Source organism: Methylomonas montana (assembly GCF_030490285.1).
GTDB classification, from domain to species: Bacteria; Pseudomonadota; Gammaproteobacteria; order Methylococcales; family Methylomonadaceae; genus Methylomonas; species Methylomonas montana.
In genome coordinates this window covers 487,216-505,450 of the sequence record NZ_CP129884.1, presented here as the reverse complement: position 1 = coordinate 505,450, position 18,235 = coordinate 487,216, and the positions used below count along the sequence as shown (strand labels likewise).

The window sequence follows — 18,235 nt, the reverse complement described above, 5'->3', positions numbered from 1 at the left end:
ATTATCGATGCTTCAATTTCTGCAAAACTTGGGCAAAACCACCCGCAGCAGCTTTGCCAAGCTCGGCCGCGGCACGTTTTTTCTGACTCACACGCTGACCGGCATCGGCGATGTGTTGCCGCGCCCCAACTTGCTGCTCAAGCAAATGTATTCGGTCGGCGTGCTATCGTTTCTGATCATCACCATCTCCGGCCTGTTCGTCGGCATGGTGCTCGGTTTGCAAGGTTTTAACATTCTCTCCGACTTCGGCGCCGAAGAATCCCTGGGCGTGATGGTGGCCGCGTCCTTGGTGCGCGAACTGGGACCGGTGGTGTCCGCGCTATTATTCGCCGGCCGCGCCGGCTCGGCATTAACCGCGGAGATCGGCTTGATGAAAGCCACCGAACAGCTATCCGGCATGGAAATGATGGCGGTCGACCCTATCAAACGCATCATCTCGCCGCGCTTTTTGGCCGGTTTTATTTCCATGCCCTTGCTGGCCGCCTTGTTCAGCGCGATCGGCGTGATGGGCGGCTTCATGGTCGGCGTCGGCATGCTCGGCGTCGACGACGGCGCATTCTGGGCGCAGATGCAGGCCAACATCGATTTTCGGGAAGACATCGTCAACGGCATCATCAAAAGCGTGGTATTCGGCTTCGTGGTGTCCTGGATTGCCTTGTTCGAAGGCTACGACGCGATACCCACCTCGGAAGGCGTCAGCCGCGCCACCACCCGCACCGTGGTCAATTCGGCTTTCTCGGTTCTGGCACTCGATTTCATTCTAACCGCACTCATGTTTGGAGACATTTAACATGCAGCATTCCAAGACCCAGGACACCCTGGTCGGTTTTTTTGTCGCCAGCGGCATCGCCGCGCTGTTTTACATGGCTCTGCAAGTCAGTAACCTCGGCACATACAGCAGCAACGACAGCTATACGGTGATCGCCCACTTTCAAAACTCCGGCGGCTTGAAAGTTAAATCGCCGGTATCGGTCGCCGGCGTGCGTATCGGCCGGGTTTCGGCGATCAGGCTGGACAAGGAAAGCCACGAATCCATCGTGGAAATGCGCATCGAATCGCAATACAACAACCTGCCTTCCGATTCCGGTGCTAGCATCTATACCGCCGGCCTGTTGGGCGAGCAATACATCAGCATCGATCCCGGCTCGTCCGAGGAGTTTTTGAAAGACAAAAGCACCCTGGACATCACCAGCTCGGCTATCGTGCTGGAAGAAATGATCGGTAAATTCATGCTGAATAAGGCGGAAGGCAAATAATGTCCGTGCTGTCATTGACCGAACAAGCCCCCGGCCATTTTACCGTTGAAGGCAATCTGACCTTCGCCAACATCGACAAGCAGACTTTAAAATCTTTCAAATTTCTGAAAGGCATGGACGCCATTTGCATCGATCTGGCCAAAGTGCAAACCACCGACAGCGCCGGTCTGGCGCTGATGATCGAATGGATCAGACTCAGCCGCATGGGCCGGGTTAAACTGTCCTTCAAAAACGTCCCCGCGCAGTTGATGGCGCTGGCCAAGCTCAGCGGCTTCGACGAAACCGAATATTTTGCAACTCACACGCAGTAAGCTGCGCTCTTCTCCACAGACCCTAGTGAATCCATGGACAAATTACTGATTACCGGCGGCCAAGCGCTGCACGGCGAACTGAGAATCTCCGGCGCCAAAAATGCCGCCCTGCCTATCCTGGCCGCCACCCTGTTGTCCGATGTACCGGTCAGCGTCGGCAACATTCCGCATTTGCACGACATCACCACCACGATGGAACTGCTCGGCCAAATGGGCGTGCGCCTGACCGTCGACGAAAAAATGAACATCGAAGTCGATTCCAGCACCATCGACAAATACGAAGCGCCTTACGAACTGGTGAAAACCATGCGCGCCTCGATTCTGGTATTGGGACCGTTGCTGGCCCGTTTCGGCGAAGCGTATGTGTCGCTGCCCGGCGGTTGTGCAATCGGCACCCGGCCGGTCGATATTCACATCGACTCGCTGATCAAAATGGGCGCCGATATTACTGTTGAAGCCGGTTATATCCATGCCAAGGCCACTCGTTTGAAAGGCTGCCGTTTGGTACTGGACAAAATCACCGTAACCGGTACCGAGAACATCCTGATGGCCGCCACCCTGGCCGAAGGCATTACCATCATCGAAAACGCCGCGAAAGAACCGGAAGTCACCGACCTGGCGCACTTCCTGAACAAAATGGGCGCCAAAATCACCGGCGTCGGCACCGACATTCTCACCGTCGAAGGCGTGGAAAGACTGGGCGTCGAAGGTTTGCATTACGACATCCTGCCCGACCGCATCGAAACCGGCACCTATCTGGTGGCCGGAGCGATCAGCCGCGGCCATGTCAAACTGAAAAATACCGACCCCAGCACCCTGGATGCGGTACTGGTCAAATTGAAGGAAGCCGGCGCCGACATCACTTGCGGCGAAAACTGGATCGAACTGAACATGCACGGTAAGCGTCCGAAAGCCGTCACCGTCCGCACTGCGCCTTATCCAGCTTTCCCGACCGACATGCAGGCGCAATTTACCGCGCTGAACTCGGTCGCCGAAGGCGTGGGCTTGATCACCGAAACAGTGTTCGAAAACCGTTTCATGCACGTCCAGGAACTGCAACGGATGGGCGCCCAAATCAAGCTGGAATCCAACACTGCGATCTGTACCGGCAGCGGCCAGTTGAAAGCAGCGCCGGTCATGGCTACCGACTTGCGGGCTTCCGCCAGCCTGGTATTGGCCGGTCTGGTCGCGGAAGGCGAAACCCTGGTAGACAGGATTTACCATATCGACCGCGGTTACGATCATATCGAAGAAAAACTGTCACAACTGGGCGCCACCATACGCCGCGTTCCTAACTAACCTTATCGCAAAGCCATGTTGACCATTGCCGTATCCAAAGGCCGTATTTACGAAGAAGCATTGCCCTTTCTGGAACAGGCCGGCATTCGGCCGATAGACGACCCCGATAAAAGCCGCAAACTGATTCTGCAAACCACCCGCCCCGACGTGCAGTTGGTGATCATCCGCGCCACCGACGTGCCGACTTTCGTCGAATACGGCGCGGCGGACCTGGGCATCGCCGGCAAGGACGTGCTGCTGGAGCATGGCGCGGAAAGTCTCTACGAACCGCTGGATTTAGGTATCGCCGGCTGTCGGCTGATGACCGCCGGTCCGGTCAACGCGCCGGAAGTGAAAGGCCGCTTGCGGGTCGCCACTAAATACGTGAAAACCGCGCAACGCTATTTCGCCGATCTGGGCATTCAGGCCGAAATCATCAAGCTGTACGGTTCGATGGAACTGGCGCCGTTGGTCGGTTTGGCCGACTGCATCGTCGATTTGGTCGATACCGGCAACACCCTCAAGGCCAACGGCCTGGAGCCACGGGAACTAATCGCCAACATCACCTCTCGACTGGTGGTCAATAAGGCGGCAATGAAAATGAAACACCAAGCCATTCAAGCACTGATAGACCAGTTCGAAACCACCTTAGCGCAAAGGTAAAGCCATGACTGCGATCAAAATGCTCCGCCTCGACAGCGCCGCCGCCGACTTTCGGGAACAATTGCAAGCCCGATTGGCTTGGGATGCCAGCGACGATTTAGAGATACACAAACGGGTATTGGACATCATCGCCGACGTCAGAAAACGCGGCGATAAAGCCTTATTGGAGTACACCAACCGCTTCGACGCCACCACGTTCAAGACCGCCGCGGAACTGGAACTGGATTCCGGTTCATTGAAAACGGCTTGGGACACCCTGCCCAGCACCCAGGCCATCGCGCTGCAAACCGCCGCCGACCGGGTACGTGCTTATGCCGAGCATCAGAAATTGCAGTCCTGGCAATATACCGAACTGGACGGCACTGTGTTGGGCCAGAAAGTCACCGCATTGGATAAGGCCGGGCTTTACGTGCCGGGCGGCAAAGCCGCTTACCCATCCTCGGTATTGATGAACGCGATTCCGGCCAAAGTCGCAGGCGTCGGCGAACTGATCATGGTCGTGCCCACGCCGGGCGGCGAAACCAATGCACTAGTCATGGCGGCGGCTTATGTGGCCGGCGTGGACCGGGTATTCACCATCGGTGGCGCCCAAGCCGTCGCGGCATTGGCATACGGCACCGAATCGATTCCGGCGGTGGATAAAATCGTCGGCCCCGGCAACATCTATGTCGCCACCGCTAAAAAACTGGTGTTCGGCCAAGTCGGCATCGACATGATCGCCGGCCCGTCCGAGATTTTGATCATCTGCGACGGCCAGACCAACCCGGACTGGATCGCGATGGATATGTTCTCGCAAGCCGAACACGACGAAAACGCCCAAGCCATTTTAATCAGCGACGACGCCGATTTTCTGAAACAAGTCGAAGTCAGTATCAACAAGCTATTGCCGCAGATGGAACGCGCCAACATCATCCGCGCTTCGCTAACCGGTCGCGGCGCATTCATCAAGGTGGCCGATTTAGCGGAAGCGGCCAAAGTCGCCAACCGTATCGCGCCGGAACATTTAGAACTATCAGTCGCCGATCCGGAAGCGCTTTGTGCGCAAATCCAAAATGCCGGCGCGATCTTCATGGGCCGTTACACAGCCGAAGCGCTGGGCGACTACTGCGCCGGGCCGAACCACGTGCTGCCCACCTCCAGCACTGCCCGTTACTCCTCGCCGCTGGGCGTTTACGATTTTCAAAAACGCAGCAGTTTGATTAATTGTTCGGCGGTGGGTGCGCAGAACTTGGGTAAGATTGCCTCGGTGTTGGCGCGGGGGGAGAGTCTTACTGCGCATGCGCGGTCGGCGGAGTTTAGAATTTGAAAATTAGTTTGACCTCGTTCCTACGCGCCGAGTGGGAACGCAGAGTGACCGCGCCAGCGGTCATATTGTGTCGCTGCCGCGACGGTTATTTTTGAGTCGGGTCTCGGCCCGACAGCCGAAATACTTTCTTTTGCGTGGCCAAAAAAAGTATTCAAAGAAAAGGCCACCCAGAATTCCGCCTTTATCCTGCGCTCCTCACTTTTGGCTAGGGTTTTCAGAAGGGGCTTCCCAGCCCCTCCAAAAACGAGCGGCATCCCTGCCGCTCCCCTGCGGGCTGATCTCGCCAAAAGCTGCGATGCTCGGGGCGAAATAACGGGAATAAAACCCTCCCGTAATCCAGCCAAAAACTAATATGAAATGTAAAGATCTATAATGCAAGATGTGCTGGCACTAAAGGCGCATCACTCGCGAACAATGCACTTCTCTTATTTTTAGCTCATCCTATTGCCCTGGAATTAGCAGATTGCCTGTGGATTTTTAGAAACACTAAGCAATTCAGAAATAACATTTTTTCCATATTTTTTTTCTAGGCGTTTTACAAAATCATTTTCTACATCAAGGCAAAATGCCAAGTATCCTTTTAAATAACTTAACTGTTCAACATCTAATTGAGATAGCGTGTACTTATGTACAAGACTACTTATATATCTTTTTTTAGCCCTTCCAATTGACAATCTGGAGTCATTAGTTATTGTGAGCCCTGTTATATGTCTATTGTGTTTTTTAGAGGAGAAAACTGTTTTTTCTCGATTAATTTTTAATCTTGGGTATGGCAATGTCTTGATGGTTTCTTCAATAAATTTAGGAACCAAAGACAGCGCTTGCGGCAAAGATGTCGAAAAAATCAAATCATCAGCATAACGCGAATACGTTATACTATTTCCCACACAGTAATAATCGACTTTTTCGTCAAATTGCTGCATGATAGTATTTGATATAAAAGGAGAGCTAGGGGCACCAATACTCATGACCAAAGGCTTGCCTCTAACTGGCGACCAGAAAAAAACTCTGGTAATAACGAATTTATCCTCTTCCGAGAGATTAAATTTAGTCGACCATTTTAAATGCTCAATAAAGTCTTCTGGCTTAATTGATGGAAAAAAATCTTGGAAATCCATTTTAAGTAGAAAAACATTATCGGCATGCATTAAAGCATTATCTTTAATCCCTTTGCCTTTTACGTAAGCCATTGCGCTACGATGCACAGAAAGGTCAGAAAAAAACTCTTTCAAAATAGCTTTTTGAATAAATTTTAACTGAAAAGAAGGTTGGGCAATTACCCTAAATTCACCTTTTTTTCTTTTCGGTATTGAATAAACTTTATAACGATGAGGTGACGAAGCAATAAACCTAAGGATTTCACTTTTTTCTAAACTAAGCAAATTCGACAGGTATTTTAAAATCATAATTTTTCGCCAGAATCTTCACTAACAAGAAGGCTACTAAGCATTCTTCGACGATGTCGTTCTTTGGGCTCTTGCATGTAAAACTGCATTGCAGCCATGGTTATAGCTGATTTATCAATCTTTTTCCTGATTACCCACGACCCTCAGCAACTTACGAGCATCCTGCTAGTCCAATGAAAGCTATGAACTGACAGGAGATCGTGGCATGAAAAAGAATCCGATCCAATTTCAAAAAGGCTTTAGCCTGACGGATTTCATGAATCGCTACGGTACTGAAAGCCAGTGTGCCGCAGGGCTATTTCAGGCGCGATGGCCATCCGGGTTTCAATGCCCAGGCTGCGGTCGCCGCCGCTATAGCGTGATCAAGACTCGCAATTTGTATCAGTGCACGACGTGCCATCACCAAACCTCGTTGATCAGCGGTACGCTGTTCGAACAAACCAAGTTGCCGCTCACCGTGTGGTTTCTGGCGATTCATCTGCTGACTCAAGCCAAAACCAGTTTGTCGGCTTTAGCCTTGAAGCGGCAAATCGGCGTTTCCTACAACACCGCCTGGAGCCTCAAGCACAAGATCATGCAGGCAATGAAAGAGCGCGATGATCGCAAACCGCTGACCGGCATTATTCAACTCGATGACGTTTACTGGGGCGGCGAGCATCGGGGTGGCAAACGCGGGCGAGGTTCGGAAAACAAGACGCCTTTTGTCGCGGCGGTGGCGCTGAACAAGGAACACCATCCTATCGCGATGAACTTGAATGTCGTCAAAGGCTTCCGCAACAGCGAAATCAAGCGCTGGGCCGGCCATCATCTTCAGCCGGGTAGTCTGGTGTACTCGGACGGCTTAGCTTGCTTTTCCGCCGTGCTCGATCACGGTTGTCACCATTACTCCATTGTCACCGGCGGTGGTCCTGACAGCGTGACGAAAGAAGAATTCGCCTGGGTCAATACCATGATCGGTAACGTGAAGCGCGCCATCAATGGCACTTACCATGCCATTCAGTCCAAACATTTACCCCGCTATCTGGCCGAGTTTTGTTATCGTTTTAATCGCAGATTCGATCTGCAAACCATAATGCCGCGGTTTCTCATCGCTGCGGCTAATTCTCCACCCATGCCGGGCCGTTTGCTCAAATTAGCTGAGGCTTATGGGTAATCAGGATCTTTTTTGTTTTATCTTTCAGAGAAAGACTAACTCTGCTTTGCTTCTGCAAAGGATAGTAAAATTCGCTTCCATAGCTTTTCTTTGAAATAAAGCCTAGCTTTTCAAGAAGAAACAAAAACCTGTTTAGTTTTTGTTTAGAAATACATAGACCTAAACACTCTAGCGAGTCCATTATTTCATTATATTTCAACGCCTTAAATAGCAAGATTATCTCAAAGATCACAAACGAAATATGTCCCGGATTTTCTTCTTGAAAAACTTCTCTTTTATGATGTTTACTTAACAAATCTTTAATATCTTCAGATATGTCATTTATAACTGACTTTGCTGTATTTTTTAGGTTATTATCATCCCAAGGATAGCAACGCACTATATCTTCATTCTTACCAGAAAGATAACGCAACAGACCCAGCTTAATGAACGAGTCTGAACTATAATGAAATTCACTAACAAAAATAATCAGCTTATCTATTAAATTGTCGTAAGTTGCAAAAAGCCCTAACTCGGCAATAGTTCCAGGACTCTCTAAAAATATCAATATTAAAGATGAAATATGAGCAATATCTTCTTCGAAAGTTTTAAGATCAGCATATTTCGAATCATTTAGCCAATCCTTGAAATTTTCAGCAATTCTGATATGAGAGAATAACTCTGGCTCTCTTGAAACAATATGTTCGATAAAGAAACCACGAACGGATTTTGGTTCAGGTAAGCGAACATCTGCATTGCCGCCACAGGCAAATATGATAGGAGGAGTCAGCGAAACTTCTGAGCCTTTCAATGAGAAAGAACTCAGATGTTCTAATCGTAAATCTTTTACCAACTTGAATTACTCTTTACCTTTAAGGAAGCGCAGAAGGCTTCTTTGGGCTGTAGCAACGCGGAAGACCGAAGAAGCCTTCTGCGCAGCCTAAATCTTATCAATAAATTTGAGTCTGGCTGAACGCCCGACATACTTAAATTTCCATATAAAACGCGTAAAGAGTATTTAGCAATATAGCACAAGTAAAGCCGTAAGTCGCAACCAGGCCATGAGGCGCTAAAATCTAAAATCTTCACAAATATTAAACAGTCTCGAATTTTGCGGAGGGGTTTTGTCCCGTTTGCCGCGCCGAGCACTGGAGGGTTTTAACGGATAAGCCCAAGGGGCGATGCAGGGATGCATCGCGTTTCCGCAGGGGCTGGGAAGCCCCCTTCGGAAAACCCCGTTCAAACCCTTCGGAGCGCAGGGAATAAGCGGCATCCGGGTGTCTTTTCTTTTGGATACTTTTCTTTGGACAAGCAAAGAAAAGTATCTCGGCTGTCGGGCCGAGACCCGACTTCTAAATAGGCCGTCGCGTAGCGACACAACCTAATGCCTTTGCGACCTCCATAAACCAGTGTTAGAATCCGCCCGCCGTATCGCCCGCACCGCCGCGCGCGATTCGCGTCAACGGGGACGCACCAGGCTGGTTTTCAAGGTTATGCGTTCGTCCTCCGCTTTGTTAAAATCCGCCGATTTTTTTGCCTTCGCGGCCGCCCAAGTTTGATCGGGCATGCTACATGCCGTTTGTTCCAATTCCGCAGAGTTTGACAACATGCCAACCCAACCGCTCGCCAATCTGTTCCGCCCCGAAGTCTTGTCCATGTCGGCCTACCATGTCGCCGATGCCAGCAATTTCATCAAACTCGACGCCATGGAAAATCCGTATAGCTGGCCGGAAGATATTCAAGACCGCTGGTTGGAAACGCTGAAAACCTGCCCGATCAATCGCTATCCGGACCCGACCGGCCGCTCCTTATGCGCCAGCCTGCGGCGCAGCAACGCCATTCCGGACCATGCCGAACTGTTACTGGGCAACGGTTCCGACGAAATCATCCAGATTCTATTGATGGCGCTGGCCGGCGATGCCACGGTGTTGGCGCCGGAACCCGGCTTCGTGATGTACAAACAAATCGCCCGCAGCCTGGGCCTGAACTATGTCGGCGTGCCGTTGACCGCCGAGTTCGAGCTCGATCTGCCGGCAATGCTGCAAGCGATCGACCAGCAGCGGCCGTCCGTGATTTTCATCGCCTATCCGAATAATCCGACCGGCAATCTATTCAACGCCGAGGCCGTCAAGACCATCATTGCCGCCACGCCGGGACTGGTCATCGTCGACGAAGCCTATGCGCCGTTTGCCGATTGCAGCTTCGTCGGCGAATTGGGTCATTATCCCAATCTGTTGGTAATGCGCACCGTCTCCAAACTAGGACTGGCAGGATTGCGACTAGGCTTTTTAGCGGGCCCCGCCGAATTGATCGCCGAGCTGGACAAGGTTCGTCTGCCCTACAACATCAACAGCCTGACTCAGGCCACCGTTGGCTTCGCCTTGGAAAACGGCGACTTCCTGGCCCGACAAACCCAGGCCATCCGCGAAGAACGCAATGTCGTCGCTGCCGCGCTGCAAGCGCTGCCCGGCTTGACCGTTTATCCCAGCGCCGCCAATTTCATCCTGTTCAGGACCGAGCAAGTCCCCGCCGACCAGGTGTTTACCAACTTGAAAACGCAAGGCATCTTAATCAAAAACCTGTCCGGACAAGGCGGCTTACTCGGCGACTGCCTGCGGGTGACGATAGGCAAGCCGGACGAAAACCAGGCTTTTCTGAGCGCATTGACCGCTTCGTTAAAGACAGCCGGCGACTAAACGCCGGCGCGACACACCGTAAATCAACCACTTATCGATTGTCTCAACCAACGTCGCCCCGGAGTCGAATCAGCCAATGATGACGACCGCCGACCAGCGTCGGTGCGAGCGGCACGACAGCCCACGGCTCGCGCGGCCGGCGGCCCAATAACAATTTCAATAATCCGGGCCAGTAAGGTATATTTGCCGGGAAAAATTATAATAAACGGCGTATTGAAAGGTACGCCGCACATCATGCAGGAGTGTTACTTATGAACCACGCAGGCGTCGATCATTCCAAACGCCAGTTTCTGACCTCGGCCTTGTCCGTGGTCGGAGCGGTGGGCGCGGGCTATCTGGCCGTGCCCTTTCTCTCGCAAATGCAGCCCAGCGCCAAAGCCATGGCCGCCGGCGCGCCCGTCGAAGTCGATATCAGTAAAATGGAACCCGGCCAGTTGATCAGGGTGGCTTGGCGCGGCAAGCCGGTCTGGATATTGAATCGAACACCGGAAGTGCAGGCGACGCTGGCGACCTTGGACAGCAAGCTGGCTGACCCGGTATCCAACGAATCGCTGCAACCCGAATATAGTAAAAATCCGTTGCGCTCGATCAAGCCGGAAATCTTTGTCGCGGTCGGTCTTTGCACGCACTTGGGTTGCTCGCCCACGTTTCGCCCGGAAATTGCCCCTAACGATTTAGGCGCAGACTGGAAAGGCGGTTTCTTTTGCCCATGTCACGGTTCCTGGTTCGATCTGGCCGGTCGTGTCTATCGCGGCGTTCCCGCCCCTACCAATCTTGAAATCCCGCCCTATCGATATGAAACAGACAATCTGATTGTCGTTGGCGAAGACAGCGAGGCAAACAACGCATGAAGCAAAAATTGAATCAATGCAGCGATTGGCTGCTGGAGCGCTTTCCACTCTCCCATCTGTGGAACGAACACATGGCGCATTACTATGCGCCTAAAAACTTCAACGTCTGGTACTTTTTCGGTTCTTTAGCCCTGTTCGTACTGGTTAATCAGTTCATCACCGGCATTCTGCTGACCATGAACTACAAGCCTGATGCCAAGCTAGCCTTCGACTCGGTCGAATACATCATGCGCGACGTCAATTGGGGCTGGCTGGTGCGCTATATGCACTCCACCGGCGCCTCGGCCTTCTTCATCGTGGTCTATCTGCACATGTTCCGCGGCCTGATTTACGGTTCGTTCAAACAACCTCGCGAACTGATCTGGATCTTCGGCATGCTGATCTTCGTTTGCCTGATGGCCGAAGCTTTCATGGGTTATTTGCTGCCTTGGGGACAAATGTCTTACTGGGGCGCGCAGGTGATTATCTCGCTGTTCAGCGCGATTCCGGTGGTCGGCGACGAATTGTCACTGTGGATCCGCGGCGACTATGTGGTTTCCGACGCAACGCTGAACCGCTTCTTCGCGTTTCACGTGATTGCGGTGCCCTTGGTATTGTTGATCCTGGTATTCCTGCATATTGTCGCGTTGCACGAAGTGGGCTCCAACAACCCTGACGGCGTTGAAATAAAGCAATCAAAAGACCCCTGGGGACATCCGGTCGACGGCATTCCCTTCCATCCTTATTACACCGTCAAGGATATCGTCGGCGTCGGCGTGTTCATGTTCTTCTTCGCCACGGTGATTTTCTACATGCCGGAATTGGGCGGCTACTTTCTGGAGCACGCCAACTTTATCCCGGCTGATCCATTGAAAACACCAGAACATATTGCGCCGGTCTGGTATTTCACACCGTTCTACGCCATTTTGCGCGCAGTACCGGATAAGTTTGCCGGCGTGATTGCGATGGGCGGCGCGATCGTGGTGCTGTTCATGCTGCCCTGGCTGGACCGCAGCCCGGTCAAATCCATCCGCTATCGCGGCGGTATGTTCAAAAAAGCGCTGGCGCTATTTGTTATCGCTTTCGTGGGCTTGGGCTATTTGGGAACCCAACCCGCCACACCGGGCGCGACGACTGTTGCTCGGGTATTGACCGCTGTTTACTTCGGCTTTTTCCTGTTAATGCCGCTGTATACACGCTGGGAAAAAACCAAACCGGTACCGAATCGACTGACCACGCAGCCAAGCCTGGAAGATCGCATTCCCGCTCTGCTGGCATTAGTCGATGAAGTGGTTGAGGTACACCAAGTTCCCGACAATCTCGGCGGCACCGTCGCCAAAAAAAGGCCGAACTGGTCCGGCATTTCAGCCGTACTGATTCGTTTTGCAAAAAACCTGAAAAAGAGCCTGGATTAAGCCATGAACAAAATACTCTACACTCTTTTATTTTTGCTGCCTTTCAACGTGTTTGCCAGTGCCGGCGTCAAGCTTGACAGCGCCGATATCGACCTGTCTGATACCATGGCCTTGGAACGCGGCGCCAAATACTACGTCACCTACTGCCTGGGCTGCCATTCGGCGAAACATATTCGCTATAAACGCATTGCGCTGGATTTGAAACTGGATGAAGGCGAAGTGCTAAAAGTGGTGGCACCCTTTGGCGCCGGCATCTATGATCAGATGCACTCGGCCATGAATGCGCATGATGCGGAAAAATGGTTCGGCACCACGCCGCCGGATTTATCGTTGATTGCCCGTTCGCGCGGCGCCGACTGGTTGTACACCTACCTGAGGAGCTTTTATGCCGAACCGGGTAAATCGCCTTTGGGCGTCAACAATGTGGTGTTCCCGGATGTGGGTATGCCCAACGTATTCTGGCAACTGCAAGGCACTCAATCAGCGGTGATTCATAAAGTCGATGGTCAAGACGTGATCACCGACCTGAAACTGGAGCAACCGGGTCAGTTGTCGCCGCAGGAATTCGACAAAATGGTCAACGATCTGGTCAACTTCCTGGTTTACGTCGGCGAGCCGGTGCAACTGGAAAGACAGCAAATGGGCAAATATGTATTGTTCTTTATCCTGATGTTCATCGTGCTGGCTTATCTGTTGAAAAAAGAGTACTGGAAAGACGTGCACTAAACACAGCTTAAGCTAGCGCTATCCATCAAACCGGTATCGGCTGTCGCGGATACCGGTTTTTTTATGCCTAAGAAGCTGTTTAAAAGCCGCTGCGCTTGCCCCTGACTGTGTTGAAAAATCGCTCAAAATCCTCATGCACTCCATGTACACTCCGGTTTTTCGCCTTGCCGTGAACAAGCTCCCGACGCTTTTAAACAGCTTCTAAGAACATTTGCTGCCGACGAATCACAATCGACCGATACTCCAGCACACAGCAACCTCATATGATACTGTGTTCGCCATGGCAACAAGCTCGAAACCAATAACTTTTGCCAAGCGTCACGATCATTTCACAAGAGTGTGAGCTAAGTTATCTAGCTCGCGTTGACACCTCAAATCTTCTTGAATAGATTGTGCAATCAGTAAGAATCAACGCTTTATTGGCGACGGACGCAAGCACTTCTTTCGACGCAGCCTTAACTACCAAGCCGCCATGCGCTGTCTTATTAGTACAGCCTAGCAATAGGCTCCACAGATAAATATAAATATAAACTAGGAGAAGCACATGAAAGCATTCATCACAAAACTGATCCACCGCGAAGACGGCGCCAGCGCACTTGAGTACGCGTTGCTGGCAGCCATGGTGGCGGTGGTTATCGCCACATTCGTTACCCCCATCGGCGACGCCATTGGAGTTATTTTTACCAGCATCCAGACCGCCCTGACACCAGCACCATAATCACAAGCGCTTCAGTTATCCTATACGAACATACTGAACGATGGATCGATTACTGGGGCCAGAAGGTCTGCTAATCGCATGGACATGCTCTCTTGTCCTACTTGATTATCGGCAACGGCGCCTACCCAATAGTCTGACGCTGGGCGCGGCCGGAGTCGCCATAATCTATTTACTGATTTACGGCAGAAGCATCCTGGGTGCTTCGCCGCTTTCGGCTGTGACTGCCGGTATCGGCGTGTTGTTTTTTTTGTCGCCATGCCTATGGTTGGGATGGCTGGGAGCAGGAGACATCAAGCTAATGTCGGCCATCGGCTTCATAGGCGGCGCACAGATATTGGCGACTACTTTTGTGATCAGCAGCCTACTGACGCTGCCAGTGGCGCTTTGGCTTAGCATGAGCAAATCCAGGCAGGCGGAACAAAACGCTTCCAAAAACCTGCGCCTGCCGCAAGGCATATTCATTGCCCTGGGATTGATGCTGGCCATGCTCGGCAGCGGCAATGTGTAAGCAACGACCGATGCGAACATTACCCCATCCGGATTCGCATCACGCAGCGGGGCACCGACAAAAAGGCGGGGTTGCCATCGAGTTTGCATTGGCGTTCCCGTTATTTTTCACACTGTTTTATGCCATCGTCGGTTATGGCCTGGTCATGACTTTAGACCAATCACTGACGCACGCGTCAAAGGAAGGTACTCGCGCCGCGATCAAGGCAGACCCCACTGCCTTTGCCAGCAACGCCGATTATCAGGCCAAGGTCGCCGAACTGGCCCGCGGCGCGGTCGTTCAAACCTTGGCCTGGCTGCCTGAGTCCCAGAAAGAAGTCATCCTCGGCACCGCGCCCAACTACGACAAGATTCAGGTCGCCGTGGCGGGTTCCAACATCACTGTCACGCTAACCTACCCTTATACGGAAAGCCCATTGCTGCCGGTTCTGACATTTCCTGTCATCGGCAATGTCCCCAATATCCCCGACAATTTCGTCATCACCTCTGACGGGCAACTTTGATGCAGCTCGCGCATGGCGTCTTGTTAGCCAAGCAGGTAGCCGGCTATAATTTACAAGGACGATTTTTTGGCTGACTGGTCAATGAGTTTCATCAAAATAGGCAAATATCATGAGCAGTCAAATACTTAAACTCGTCGCCGCTATTATGCTGATAGGCTCGTTGATTCTTATCGCCATCGCTTACCGGCTCAGCAGCCCTCCAGCCGACAAGACAACAACGCCTGCCAAGGCGCCTGAAATCAGCTATCAAATCGTCACTGCTAGCCGCCCTCTCCAACCGGGAGACGTCATCAGCGAAGGCGATGTCACCTCGACGCCGGCCACAATCCGGCCAGCCAATGCCTTCGACACCACCAAGGAAGTGCTTGGCAAACGTCTGGCAAACACCATCGCACAAGGCAAACCGATACTGGCTAGCGATCTCGTGACAGGCAATCCAATCGCCCAGTCACTTAAAACCAATGAGCGGGCCATTGCGATAAAAGTCAGCGAAGTCATTGGCGTTGGTGGCTTCATCCATCCCGGCGATGCTGTCGACGTGATTGCCTTCATTCGTAAAGACAATGAACTGGTCAAGGAAAATCAAGCCGTGGTCATGCTGCATGCGGTCCGCGTTTTAAGCTACGGAACAGAGTTACCTGCGCCGGACCCGGCCACCGATAAAAGCCCATCGAAAGATGAGACAGTGAAAAGCAAAACCGGAATCAATACCGCCGTAATAGCCGTCGACGCCGACCAAACTGCACTGGTTGCCTTGGTCGAAAATCTGGGCATATTGCGACTGGCGTTACGCCCAGCAGGCGCGGCCGTTAGCGAAGAATTATCTTCTCCTACCACCTTGAACGATGTCGCCGCACCGACGACGCAAAGCCTGGCTCCCGAGAAGCCACAGGGCCCTATTATAGAAATTTATCACGGCGCTCACGTTGAGCAGGTTCAATACCCATGACACATTCGATCGATCGACACATTGCTTATCAACGGCTAGTGTCCTTATTCTATTTCCTGATGCTCTGCGTTTTTGCCGGTAACGCGCTGGCGAACGGAAAACATAAACGCGGCAGTTACACCCCACACATAGAGGAAATCCTGATCAACGAGGGTCAGCAAGAGGTCCTGCGTCTAGCCAAAGCACCGACGCGTATCGCCGTCGGCGATCCGGAAATCGCCGATGTCAGCATCACCGCCACAGCACAGGATTTGCTGATAACAGCCAAGAAGCCAGGATCTACCAATCTACATATCTGGCATGACGAGCGATCCCAAGCGCGCCGTTACCGTTTACGCGTCGATCCGCGCATCATCGAGGGCGAATTCGAATCGCTCGTCGAACATGCCGGCAAGATACCCGAAAGCGCACCCAATCCAAGAGACATGACGACCGTGGAGATGGGCAGCACCCAGATCCAAGCGGATATCAAGGTCGTCGAAATCAGCCGCACCGCCCTCAAGGAAGCCGGCTTTTTCTTCGGCAAAAACTCAGCCAATTCCACTATTGCCGTCGCGCCGCCGGGGACGCTATCCGGCGTACAAAGTGCGGAAGCCGGCAGTCTGCTCCTGGAAAGCGCGGCCGGATTCTTCCCTTACGCGCAAGCGTTCCAAATGGTATTCGGCAACTCTAACCAAAGCTGGCTGAGCACTGTCAGCTTGCTGGAACAGGGCGGCTATGCCTATACCTTGGCCGAACCCAGCCTGGTGGTGCTGAGCGGGCAGACGGCCAATTTTCTGGCCGGCGGCGAATTCCCGATCCCGGTTCCGCAAGGCGGCTCCGCATCCGGCGCGATCACCATAAAATACCGGGAGTTTGGCGTGCGCCTAGCGTTGACCCCTACCCTGCTGGCAGCGAACCGCATCATGATGAAGGTGGCACCGGAGGTCAGCGATCTGGATTTTTCCGCCGGCATTCAGAGCGGTAGTACACGGGTGCCGGCCCTGAAGGTACGCCGTACCGACACCAGCATCGAGTTGGGTGATGGCGAAAGTTTTGCCATTAGCGGCTTGATCAGCCAAACCACCGTCGCCAATGAAGACAAGCTACCTTGGCTGGGCGATATTCCCTATATCGGCGCGTTTTTCCGCTCCAAGCGTTTCGAGAAGAACGACAAGGAACTGCTGATGGTGGTGACGCCGCATATCGTCCATCCCATAAAACGAGATGCCCCTATGCCCGCTCTGCCAGGCGAGGCTTACCGCCGGACCGATCCAAACTTCGCCAAATTCCTGTTTTACAAACAGGAACCGAATAAAGCCCAGCGCGGTTCCATGGAAGGCTTTTCACGATGAGCGCCGAAGCACGCCACATTCGCCCGGCATTTGTGCTGATTACCGACAATGAATCGGTTACTCGTCGGCTAAACGACAGCATCGGTGATGAAGGCGACCTACTGATTGCGGAACCCTCGTCGTTGGAACGCATTCTGCAGATTATCGACTCAGTCAGCGCGATGCTGGCGATCATCCATATTCCCGTCGGCAATCATGCCTCCCATCTGGATTTGATCGAAGAGCTCCACGCCAGCAAGCCTTTGCTACCCTTATTGGTATTTACCGAATCATGGGATTCGGACATGGTATTGGAGATCATGCGTTCCGGCGCCTGCGACCTGATCACCAAAGAATCCTCTCGGGATGAGATACGCGATCGCCTGCGACGTATCATGAAGAAAACTGCTCACTACGCCACGATACGCGACAAACCGAGAGGCAAAATCATCGGCATCGTCAGCGCGCGTCCCGATGCCGACTCGGCCATCCTCTGCCTGCACCTGGGACTGGCCTTGCGCCAGCATTCACCAGAAAGCAAAACCTTGCTGCTGGACCTGGGGATACCCGAAGCGGACTCCTTATCGTTCCTTGACCTGCAGGCCTCCTATTCCTTTGTCGATGCCGTGCGTAGCATTCGGCGTTTCGACGAGACCCTGATCGAAACCGCCTTCGCCAAGCACCACTCAGGACTGGCCCTATTAGCCATGGCCGAGGAGTCGACCGCCGACGATATTACCGCCAATGATGTCATCGTGCTGCTTAACATCCTGCGCTCTTATTTCCAATATGTGGTGGTCAACCTTAGCGGCTTACCCAAATCGCAGTTTCTGCAATTGACCACAGTGCATGCCGACCAACTCTTCCTGCTATGCGAACAGACCGTACCGAGTTGCCGCAGCAATAAGAAACTGATGGACTTCTTACTGAAAAATCAGCCCGATTGTCCTATCGAACTCATTGTGGATCGCTATCTGGACAAGCAAGAACCCAGCGGAGCCGAGATCGCGGAACGTTTAGGTCTGCCATTGCGGACCATATTGCCGTCATCAGGCCTCGCCAGGCTCTACATGAAAAATAGCGGACGTACTTTGTTCGAGTTCGCTCCCCAGGACAAATACGCGCAAGCCATCGAACAATTTGCCAAATCACTGCTCGGCCTGAAACCATTGGCAGAACGCCGAAGCTGGTTGTCCTTTTTCACATCCTTTTTGCAAAAACATTAG

19 protein-coding genes are annotated in these 18,235 nt (G+C 52.5%); 17 read left to right on the top strand and 2 right to left on the bottom strand.

Annotated elements, in window-relative coordinates:
* Window positions 1–7 precede the first annotated feature (7 nt).
* From mlaE to hisD, 6 genes are read left to right on the top strand one after another with little or no spacing between them, the layout of a single operon-like run.
* Complete coding sequence (gene mlaE / locus QZJ86_RS02405; RefSeq protein WP_301936119.1) at window positions 8–790, top strand: lipid asymmetry maintenance ABC transporter permease subunit MlaE; 783 nt, start codon at window positions 8–10, stop codon at window positions 788–790.
* A gap of 1 nt (window position 791) precedes the next feature.
* Window positions 792–1,256 (top strand): outer membrane lipid asymmetry maintenance protein MlaD, encoded by a 465-nt coding sequence (gene mlaD / locus QZJ86_RS02400; RefSeq protein ID WP_301936117.1) that lies wholly within the window; start codon window positions 792–794, stop codon window positions 1,254–1,256.
* A complete protein-coding gene (locus QZJ86_RS02395) occupies window positions 1,256–1,567 on the top strand; it encodes an STAS domain-containing protein (RefSeq protein ID WP_301936116.1) in 312 nt (103 codons plus the stop codon). The genes mlaD and QZJ86_RS02395 overlap by 1 nt, the downstream gene beginning before the upstream one ends.
* 33 nt (window positions 1,568–1,600) lie before the next feature.
* Window positions 1,601–2,866, top strand: coding sequence for a UDP-N-acetylglucosamine 1-carboxyvinyltransferase (murA, locus tag QZJ86_RS02390; RefSeq protein WP_301936114.1), 1,266 nt, complete (start codon window positions 1,601–1,603; stop codon window positions 2,864–2,866).
* Window positions 2,867–2,881: 15 nt separating this feature from the next.
* Window positions 2,882–3,508 carry an ATP phosphoribosyltransferase gene (gene hisG, locus QZJ86_RS02385; protein ID WP_301936112.1) on the top strand — a complete coding sequence of 209 codons (627 nt, stop codon included), beginning with the start codon at window positions 2,882–2,884 and terminating at the stop codon, window positions 3,506–3,508.
* Between the two features lie 4 nt (window positions 3,509–3,512).
* Window positions 3,513–4,814 carry a histidinol dehydrogenase gene (gene hisD, locus QZJ86_RS02380; RefSeq protein ID WP_407081635.1) on the top strand — a complete coding sequence of 434 codons (1,302 nt, stop codon included), beginning with the start codon at window positions 3,513–3,515 and terminating at the stop codon, window positions 4,812–4,814.
* 455 nt (window positions 4,815–5,269) lie between these two features.
* Here hisD and QZJ86_RS02375 read toward each other — a convergent pair whose 3' ends face one another.
* Window positions 5,270–6,220, bottom strand: coding sequence for a retron St85 family RNA-directed DNA polymerase (locus QZJ86_RS02375; RefSeq protein WP_301936111.1), 951 nt, complete (start codon window positions 6,218–6,220; stop codon window positions 5,270–5,272).
* 205 nt (window positions 6,221–6,425) lie between these two features.
* Here QZJ86_RS02375 and QZJ86_RS02370 point away from each other — a divergent pair, with 205 nt between their 5' ends.
* Entirely contained in the window at window positions 6,426–7,373 is a 948-nt protein-coding gene (locus QZJ86_RS02370) for an IS1595 family transposase (protein WP_301670534.1), read from the top strand.
* On the opposite strand, the gene QZJ86_RS02365 is transcribed toward QZJ86_RS02370, so the two are convergent.
* On the bottom strand, window positions 7,348–8,205 hold the full coding sequence (locus QZJ86_RS02365; RefSeq protein ID WP_301936110.1) for a retron St85 family effector protein: 858 nt from the start codon (window positions 8,203–8,205) through the stop codon (window positions 7,348–7,350). The two genes, QZJ86_RS02370 and QZJ86_RS02365, sit on opposite strands and share 26 nt — an antisense overlap.
* A 754-nt stretch (window positions 8,206–8,959) precedes the next feature.
* Between QZJ86_RS02365 and hisC the strand changes: the two genes are divergently transcribed.
* The 10 genes from hisC to QZJ86_RS02315 all read left to right on the top strand — a co-directional run bounded on the left by hisC (window position 8,960) and on the right by QZJ86_RS02315 (window position 18,235).
* On the top strand, window positions 8,960–10,048 hold the full coding sequence (hisC, locus tag QZJ86_RS02360) for a histidinol-phosphate transaminase (RefSeq protein ID WP_301936109.1): 1,089 nt from the start codon (window positions 8,960–8,962) through the stop codon (window positions 10,046–10,048).
* A 251-nt stretch (window positions 10,049–10,299) separates the two neighbouring features.
* Complete coding sequence (gene petA, locus QZJ86_RS02355) at window positions 10,300–10,899, top strand: ubiquinol-cytochrome c reductase iron-sulfur subunit (RefSeq protein WP_301936108.1); 600 nt, start codon at window positions 10,300–10,302, stop codon at window positions 10,897–10,899.
* Window positions 10,896–12,293: a cytochrome b gene (locus tag QZJ86_RS02350; protein ID WP_301936107.1), complete on the top strand. Its 1,398-nt coding sequence runs from the start codon at window positions 10,896–10,898 to the stop codon at window positions 12,291–12,293. Before petA ends, QZJ86_RS02350 begins: the two co-directional genes overlap by 4 nt.
* Window positions 12,294–12,296: 3 nt before the next feature.
* Window positions 12,297–13,019 carry a cytochrome c1 gene (locus QZJ86_RS02345; RefSeq protein WP_301936105.1) on the top strand — a complete coding sequence of 241 codons (723 nt, stop codon included), beginning with the start codon at window positions 12,297–12,299 and terminating at the stop codon, window positions 13,017–13,019.
* 544 nt (window positions 13,020–13,563) lie between these two features.
* The gene (locus tag QZJ86_RS02340) at window positions 13,564–13,737 is read left to right on the top strand and encodes a Flp family type IVb pilin (RefSeq protein ID WP_301936103.1); all 174 of its coding nucleotides are present in this window, start codon (window positions 13,564–13,566) and stop codon (window positions 13,735–13,737) included.
* Between the two features lie 40 nt (window positions 13,738–13,777).
* Window positions 13,778–14,245: a prepilin peptidase gene (locus QZJ86_RS02335; protein ID WP_301936102.1), complete on the top strand. Its 468-nt coding sequence runs from the start codon at window positions 13,778–13,780 to the stop codon at window positions 14,243–14,245.
* A gap of 10 nt (window positions 14,246–14,255) precedes the next feature.
* Entirely contained in the window at window positions 14,256–14,747 is a 492-nt protein-coding gene (locus QZJ86_RS02330; RefSeq protein WP_301936101.1) for a TadE/TadG family type IV pilus assembly protein, read from the top strand.
* 109 nt (window positions 14,748–14,856) lie between these two features.
* Window positions 14,857–15,696, top strand: coding sequence for a Flp pilus assembly protein CpaB (gene cpaB / locus QZJ86_RS02325; protein WP_301936100.1), 840 nt, complete (start codon window positions 14,857–14,859; stop codon window positions 15,694–15,696).
* The gene (locus tag QZJ86_RS02320) at window positions 15,693–17,030 is read left to right on the top strand and encodes a type II and III secretion system protein family protein (RefSeq protein WP_301936099.1); all 1,338 of its coding nucleotides are present in this window, start codon (window positions 15,693–15,695) and stop codon (window positions 17,028–17,030) included. Before cpaB ends, QZJ86_RS02320 begins: the two co-directional genes overlap by 4 nt.
* A complete protein-coding gene (locus QZJ86_RS02315) occupies window positions 17,027–18,235 on the top strand; it encodes an AAA family ATPase (protein WP_301936098.1) in 1,209 nt (402 codons plus the stop codon). The genes QZJ86_RS02320 and QZJ86_RS02315 overlap by 4 nt, the downstream gene beginning before the upstream one ends.

Coding starts and splice junctions, on each gene's coding strand:
- mlaE (WP_301936119.1), top strand. CDS start 8: ATGCTTCAATTTCTGCAAAACTTGGGCAAAACCACCCGCAGCAGCTTT.
- mlaD (WP_301936117.1), top strand. CDS start 792: ATGCAGCATTCCAAGACCCAGGACACCCTGGTCGGTTTTTTTGTCGCC.
- QZJ86_RS02395 (WP_301936116.1), top strand. CDS start 1,256: ATGTCCGTGCTGTCATTGACCGAACAAGCCCCCGGCCATTTTACCGTT.
- murA (WP_301936114.1), top strand. CDS start 1,601: ATGGACAAATTACTGATTACCGGCGGCCAAGCGCTGCACGGCGAACTG.
- hisG (WP_301936112.1), top strand. CDS start 2,882: ATGTTGACCATTGCCGTATCCAAAGGCCGTATTTACGAAGAAGCATTG.
- hisD (WP_407081635.1), top strand. CDS start 3,513: ATGACTGCGATCAAAATGCTCCGCCTCGACAGCGCCGCCGCCGACTTT.
- QZJ86_RS02375 (WP_301936111.1), bottom strand. CDS start 6,220: ATGATTTTAAAATACCTGTCGAATTTGCTTAGTTTAGAAAAAAGTGAA.
- QZJ86_RS02370 (WP_301670534.1), top strand. CDS start 6,426: ATGAAAAAGAATCCGATCCAATTTCAAAAAGGCTTTAGCCTGACGGAT.
- hisC (WP_301936109.1), top strand. CDS start 8,960: ATGCCAACCCAACCGCTCGCCAATCTGTTCCGCCCCGAAGTCTTGTCC.
- petA (WP_301936108.1), top strand. CDS start 10,300: ATGAACCACGCAGGCGTCGATCATTCCAAACGCCAGTTTCTGACCTCG.
- QZJ86_RS02350 (WP_301936107.1), top strand. CDS start 10,896: ATGAAGCAAAAATTGAATCAATGCAGCGATTGGCTGCTGGAGCGCTTT.
- QZJ86_RS02345 (WP_301936105.1), top strand. CDS start 12,297: ATGAACAAAATACTCTACACTCTTTTATTTTTGCTGCCTTTCAACGTG.
- QZJ86_RS02340 (WP_301936103.1), top strand. CDS start 13,564: ATGAAAGCATTCATCACAAAACTGATCCACCGCGAAGACGGCGCCAGC.
- QZJ86_RS02335 (WP_301936102.1), top strand. CDS start 13,778: ATGGATCGATTACTGGGGCCAGAAGGTCTGCTAATCGCATGGACATGC.
- QZJ86_RS02330 (WP_301936101.1), top strand. CDS start 14,256: ATGCGAACATTACCCCATCCGGATTCGCATCACGCAGCGGGGCACCGA.
- cpaB (WP_301936100.1), top strand. CDS start 14,857: ATGAGCAGTCAAATACTTAAACTCGTCGCCGCTATTATGCTGATAGGC.
- QZJ86_RS02320 (WP_301936099.1), top strand. CDS start 15,693: ATGACACATTCGATCGATCGACACATTGCTTATCAACGGCTAGTGTCC.
- QZJ86_RS02315 (WP_301936098.1), top strand. CDS start 17,027: ATGAGCGCCGAAGCACGCCACATTCGCCCGGCATTTGTGCTGATTACC.